Origin of the sequence: Pseudomonas sp. CVAP#3 (assembly GCF_018986375.1) — a bacterium.
Taxonomy (GTDB): Bacteria; Pseudomonadota; Gammaproteobacteria; order Pseudomonadales; family Pseudomonadaceae; genus Aquipseudomonas; species Aquipseudomonas helvetica.
Window position 1 is genome coordinate 1 of record NZ_JAHMSC010000040.1, and the last position, 4,792, is coordinate 4,792.

A 4,792-nucleotide genomic window follows, 5' to 3' on the forward strand; every position below is an offset into this window, starting at 1 on the left:
CCCCAGCGGGAGCAAGCTCCCTCGCCACAACTGCGGTTGTGCCTGAAACATCGGCTTAAGTGAACAGCATTGCCGCAAATGCGAGCTTTTTTATACGTGCGCCAGGCATGGCGCGTTGCGCGTAAGCGCCCTCGCCGGGAGCGGTTAGGGGGAAACGTTATGTAAAGGACGCAAAGAATGTGGAGGCCCTTCAACCTTCAATGCATCGCCCACTGCCGACCTTGCACTGACCCTTTGGAAATAGGCCTGCAAATTTTCCCATGCCGATAGATCAATTTCTAATCGCTTGGCCCACGTTAGCATTGTGAACAGATAGGCGTCAGGGGCGGAAAACCCGTCCCCCATCAGATAATCCCTCTCGCGCAGCTTATGATCGACATACGCTAGCCGTGGCGAAACCAAGCGCCGCGTCGCGCTCTGCCCTTCGATCGTCTTCGCCAGAAAGTTTGCGCTGACCCCGCCATGCCGCTCGGGCGTGATGAAGTTCTTGTGTACCTCAGTCGAAATGAAGCCAAGCCATTCCAATGCGCGATAGCGCTCAAAACGCCCCTGCGCCGGGAGAAGATTGCGCTCCGAGTGCTGATCCGAGATGTACTGAAGAATGACGGCACACTCGGTCAGGATCGCCCCATCGTCTGTTTTCAGGGTCGGCACGTACGACTTCGGATTGATCAGGTCGTAATCTCCGCCGGACCACTGCTTACTCATCAGATCAACTTTCTCAAGCGAAAAGGAGGCGCCTGCTTCACGCAGGAGAATATGAGGAGCGAGGGAACTGGCCCCAGCCGCGTAGAACAAAATCATGATTGTCTTCCCGTATTTGCTCACAGGGCGGTAAGCCTGATGATGCATGCAGGGACTATAGGGTTACGGGAAAAACCGGAAAACGCGTGCTGGCGCAACTCAAGTGTGCGAAATTGCACTCATGATGAATTGGCAAGATCTGCACCATTTTGTTGTCGTTGCTCGCCTCGGCTCATTCACTGCCGCGGGGAAAGAGTTACGCGTCGATCACGCAACAGTGGGCCGACGTATTACGGCCCTTGAGACATCTCTCGGGATGAAACTGGTGGAGCGTCTGCCACGCTCATCGCGACTCACGGAGGACGGCTTGGCGCTGGCCGCGATTGCCATGCCAATGGAAGCCATCACCGATGCGATAGGCCGTCATGCACGTGGTACGGCTCCTTTGTCAGGGACCGTGAGACTGAGCGCCCTCCCAATTCTGGCTAGTGAATTGATAGCACCGAGTCTTACCCGCTTGCGCTCGCACTACCCGGCACTCAAGGTCATTCTCAGCGCGGCCTCAGGTGTTGCTTCGCTTGAAAAGGGGGAGTCGGACGTCGCCATCGGGTTCGTACGACCTGAAACAGCCGGTCGCATTGTTCGCAAGGTAGGCTCAATGAAGCTCGGCCTCTATGCCAGCCCGGCGTATGCGTTGAGGCCCTCACCGACCTGGACATTCATTGGCTTTGAGGAGGCACTCCATCAAATACCCCAACAGCGCTGGATACAACGCTTTGCAGATGGGCGCCCCTTCGTGCTTCAAAGTAGCGATGTCGCAACGCAGCTAGCTGCCGCACGAGCAGGCATCGGCGTGGCGATACTTCCCTGTTTTCTCGCTGATCGAGACACGGCGCTGGCCAAGATTGAGCTTGATGACGAACCGATAGCGCGGGATATCTGGATGTCTGTTCATGCTGACGTACGGCGCTCCCCCGCTGTTCGCGTCACCATGGATCATCTGATTGATCTACTGGGCCATGAACTGGGGTAGGCGCTGGAGCTTGGCTAGCTCAGATTCGTAGCGGCACGTTTTCGTCAGGTGCGATTGTGTCGAGACACCTGACCTACCGAAATGGGAGCCCAGAAACGGTGTTCTGTCTTTCATGGCGCTCGTTCAAACATCGCCAGCTCCCCCGCCCCTATTCACCCGCCTGTGCAATCCGCACCCGCTCGCGCCCCTTCATCAACCCCACTGCGAGCGCCGATAGAATCAACGCAATCGAAATCCCTTCGTTGAAATCAACCCGATGCCCGAGCATCAGCATCGAGCCTGCGACGCCAAATACCGGTATCAGCAAAGACAGCGGTGCCACCCTGGAAACCGGGTACTCCCGCAGCAATAGATTCCAGCCCCAATAACTGAAGTGCGTCGCCGCGTAGACTTGAAACAACAGCGAGAACACTGACACCCATTCAAGGTGTGCGACCAAGGAGGTAAACGGAGCGGAACCGTGCGCCAGCCAGGTGAGCGCCAGTAAGGGGATCGGCGGGAACAGGCTGGCCCACACCACAAAAGCAAACATTTCACGGACCTTGGACTGTTTGATGATGATGTTGCCGACACTCCAGCTAAATGCACTCACCAGCAACAAACCATAACCCACTGTCGTTGCCTGGCCCGGGCTGCTGAAAATAATGCTGATCAAACCCAGCGCTGCGAGCCCCATCCCAAGAGTCTGTCCAAGGCTCAATTGCTCGCGAAACAGCAACACCCCCCAACCCAAAGTAAAAAATGCACTGAACTGAATCAACAGGGCAGCGGTCCCTGGTGGCACACCCAGTTCGATGCCCAGGTTGATCAACGCCCACATCGCGACCCCGAAAATCAATCCATAGGCGGCCAACCAACCCATGGCGATCGACGGCCGCCGGACAAAAAACACCCACGGCAACGCCGCCAGCGCAAAGCGAAGAGCCGTCAGCAGCAGCGGATCAATAGCCGCCAGACCCAGTTTGGTGATGGGAAAGTTCAGGCCCCAGACAGCCGTCACTAACACGGCCAAGGTCAGGTGTTTTTTCTGCATGAGGTTCTATTTCCAGAATGCCGGGCCGGCGGCTGTATGCCCCAACCACGGCCCCACTATGCGTAATAGGAGCAATGGCTCGCTTGCACTATCAGGTCATAGATCATTAAATTCGGGCCATGCGCGAAACTGAAATAGATCCCTACGAAAACACTCCCCGCGATGCAGTGGTCACGGCCAATAACTATCTGGATGGCCAACACTTTGCTCTGCATACGCACCGACGTGGCCAGTTTGCCTACGCCGCCTGTGGCGTCATCACGGTATTCACTCGCCAGGGCAACTGGGTCGTGCCCCCACAAAGAGCTATCTGGGTACCGGCGGGCGTCCCCCATGAGATGAGCATGAGCGGACCGGTGACCATGCTTAATACCTACATCCGTAACCGCGCCGCCGCTCGGCTCAGTCTGCCTGCGCACTGCCAGGTATTCGGCGTCTCGGCATTGCTCAAACAACTGCTGATCCGGGCCATGGACGTTCCGGCACTGTATGCCAAGGAAGATCTGGACGGACATTTGATGACCTTGCTGCTCCACGAAATAGCCGGCATGTCGCCCTTATCGCTCAATGCGCCTCTTCCGAGCGAACCACGGCTGGTGCACGTCTGTCGAAAGCTGCTGGAGCAACCGTCGCTGGAAACCGGAATTGATGAAATGACCCGGCAAGTCGGGATGAGCCGCCGTACATTTACCCGGCTGTTTCGCCAACAAACCGGTATCAGCTTTGTCGAATGGCGTCAGCAGGCATGTCTGTTGGCGGCCGTGGTGCGTTTGGGTAACGGAGAGGCAATTACGCGGGTGGCAACTGATCTGGGCTATAGCAGCCCGAGTGCCTTCACCAGTGTTTTCCGTCGAGTACTGGGCGAAGTACCCAGTCGGTATTTCCCTAAAAAAATGCTTTGAACTTTCCCCGGCAGTCTCAAAATCCCCACAAACCTATCAATAAACATTACCATTTACGACGTAACAGCCGAAAACGATGGAAACTCGAATGCGCAGGTCTGCTGTATTTCTTTTGGTATCCATGCTGACAGCGTGCGGGACTGGGCTGCCCGTCGAGAAAACGAAAGCAGTGGAGAACGTAGCCTCCGCAAATGGGCACGCCCCACTGAACATGGATGGTTATACCGCCAGCAAACTGGATGCCCTGCTCAAAGAACGCTCAGCGATCAATCCCGAAGATATAGGGCAGATGAACAATCTGATTTCACGGGAGTTTTTGGGACGGCCCTATTCCGCGAACAGGTTGCAGGGCTCTGCTACCACGCCGGAAGCATTGGTCGTCGACTTCAGGGGCCTGGACTGTTTCACCTATCTGGATTACGTCGAAGCGCTGAGAAAGTCCAACAATGAAGCGGACTTCTTCAAAAACCTCATTCAGACGCGTTATGTGAACGGCAATCTCGATTTCCTGCATCGCCGGCACTTCTTCACCGACTGGTCGCAGGCCGAGCAAAAACTTGCCGACGACGTCACCGCGCAAATCAGCCCTCATGCGGTAACCGTGGTTAAGCGCCTCAATCGAAAAGCCGATGGCAGCGCTTACTTGCCGGGTGTGCCCATGACCGAGCGCACGATTACCTATATCCCCAGCGCGTTTGTTAACGACCATGTGATCAGCCGTTTGCAGACTGGCGATTACGTTGGCATCTACACCCAACTCGCCGGCCTCGACGTTACCCATACCGGGTTCTTTATCAACAAGGACGAAGGGCCCGTTCTGCGCAATGCCTCTTCGAAGAAAAAGAACCGGGAAGTCGTAGACTCTCCCTTCAAGGACTACATCGCGAAGACCCCAGGGATCGTCGTGTTGCGGGCACGGCAATCTGTGCCAGAGAGTCAATGAATTCTGGTTCGCCCATCTTGTGCGTACCCTCTACACCCTCAAACATCAACAAAGCCCGTCTTGTGCGCAATGCTGTTCACTTAAGCCGATGTTTCAGGCACAACCGCAGTTGTGGCGAGGGAGCTTGCTCCCGCTGG

Annotated in this window: 5 protein-coding genes; 3 read left to right on the forward strand and 2 right to left on the reverse strand. The window is 56.1% G+C overall.

From position 1 onward, the window contains the following. Positions 1-144: 144 nt before the first annotated feature. Positions 145-804: a glutathione transferase GstA gene (gstA, locus tag KRR23_RS28895; RefSeq protein ID WP_216745226.1), complete on the reverse strand. Its 660-nt coding sequence runs from the start codon at positions 802-804 to the stop codon at positions 145-147. Positions 805-925: 121 nt separating this feature from the next. On the opposite strand from gstA, the gene KRR23_RS28900 reads away from it, so the two are divergent. Then, positions 926-1,777 (forward strand): LysR family transcriptional regulator, encoded by an 852-nt coding sequence (locus KRR23_RS28900; protein WP_216745227.1) that lies wholly within the window; start codon positions 926-928, stop codon positions 1,775-1,777. Between the two features lie 148 nt (positions 1,778-1,925). Here KRR23_RS28900 and KRR23_RS28905 read toward each other — a convergent pair whose 3' ends face one another. Further along, entirely contained in the window at positions 1,926-2,810 is an 885-nt protein-coding gene (locus tag KRR23_RS28905; protein WP_216745228.1) for an EamA family transporter, read from the reverse strand. 119 nt (positions 2,811-2,929) lie between these two features. Between KRR23_RS28905 and KRR23_RS28910 the strand changes: the two genes are divergently transcribed. Both KRR23_RS28910 and KRR23_RS28915 read left to right on the forward strand, forming a co-directional pair. After that, entirely contained in the window at positions 2,930-3,712 is a 783-nt protein-coding gene (locus tag KRR23_RS28910) for a helix-turn-helix domain-containing protein (protein WP_216745229.1), read from the forward strand. A gap of 88 nt (positions 3,713-3,800) precedes the next feature. After that, positions 3,801-4,655 (forward strand): DUF1460 domain-containing protein, encoded by an 855-nt coding sequence (locus KRR23_RS28915; RefSeq protein ID WP_216745230.1) that lies wholly within the window; start codon positions 3,801-3,803, stop codon positions 4,653-4,655. The last annotated feature ends 137 nt before the right edge of the window (positions 4,656-4,792 follow it).

What these genes read in the sequence shown, in the direction of transcription:
- KRR23_RS28900 (WP_216745227.1), top strand. Translation starts at nt 926, where the DNA reads ATGATGAATTGGCAAGATCTGCACCATTTTGTTGTCGTTGCTCGCCTC.
- KRR23_RS28910 (WP_216745229.1), top strand. Translation starts at nt 2,930, where the DNA reads ATGCGCGAAACTGAAATAGATCCCTACGAAAACACTCCCCGCGATGCA.
- KRR23_RS28915 (WP_216745230.1), top strand. Translation starts at nt 3,801, where the DNA reads ATGCGCAGGTCTGCTGTATTTCTTTTGGTATCCATGCTGACAGCGTGC.
- gstA (WP_216745226.1), bottom strand. Translation starts at nt 804, where the DNA reads ATGATTTTGTTCTACGCGGCTGGGGCCAGTTCCCTCGCTCCTCATATT.
- KRR23_RS28905 (WP_216745228.1), bottom strand. Translation starts at nt 2,810, where the DNA reads ATGCAGAAAAAACACCTGACCTTGGCCGTGTTAGTGACGGCTGTCTGG.